Genomic DNA, 597 nt, shown 5'->3' on the forward strand with positions numbered 1-597 from the left:
TGGCACCACCACCACCAACCCCACCGGTGCCACCGTTACCGCCGACACCCTGCACGCCCGCACTGGCACCGGCACCCGAGTTACCGGCCTGCCCACCGCCACCGGTTCCTGCCGCACCACCACCACCGGCCGTACCGGCCTCGCCACCTAGGCCGCCGGCACCACCCTGACCACCAACACCACCGTTAGACCCCGACAACCCGGTCGTCCCGGTCTCGGTGAACCCAGCCCCACCATCAGAGCCATTACCACCATGACCACCCATACCGCCGGCACCCGCAGCACCACCGGTGCCACCGTTGCCAGCCGTGCCATTGGTGGACCCCAGACCGGCGGCACCACCCTGGCCGCCCTGACCACCGGAGCCACCCTGACCACCGGTGCCACCGGCAACACCGGTATTACCCGCACCGCCCGCAACACCGGAGGCCGTCGAATCCGCCCCCGCCGTAACCGTCGCACCCGAGTTATCGGTGCCCGTGGTTCCCGTGGCACCACCACCACCAACCCCACCGACACCGCCGTTGCCACCCACACCCTGCACGCCCTGGCCCGCAGAAGCACCGGAGTTACCGGCCTGCCCACCGGTCCCGGCAC

At 71.0% G+C, this 597-nt stretch carries 1 pseudogene; it reads left to right on the forward strand.

The annotated features are described in order from the left end of the window. Positions 1-253: 253 nt before the first annotated feature. A pseudogene (locus KIH27_RS22200) lies at positions 254-597 on the forward strand (hypothetical protein); the annotation flags it as partial.

This window comes from Mycolicibacter acidiphilus (assembly GCF_018455725.1).
Taxonomy (GTDB): Bacteria; Actinomycetota; Actinomycetes; order Mycobacteriales; family Mycobacteriaceae; genus Mycobacterium; species Mycobacterium acidiphilum.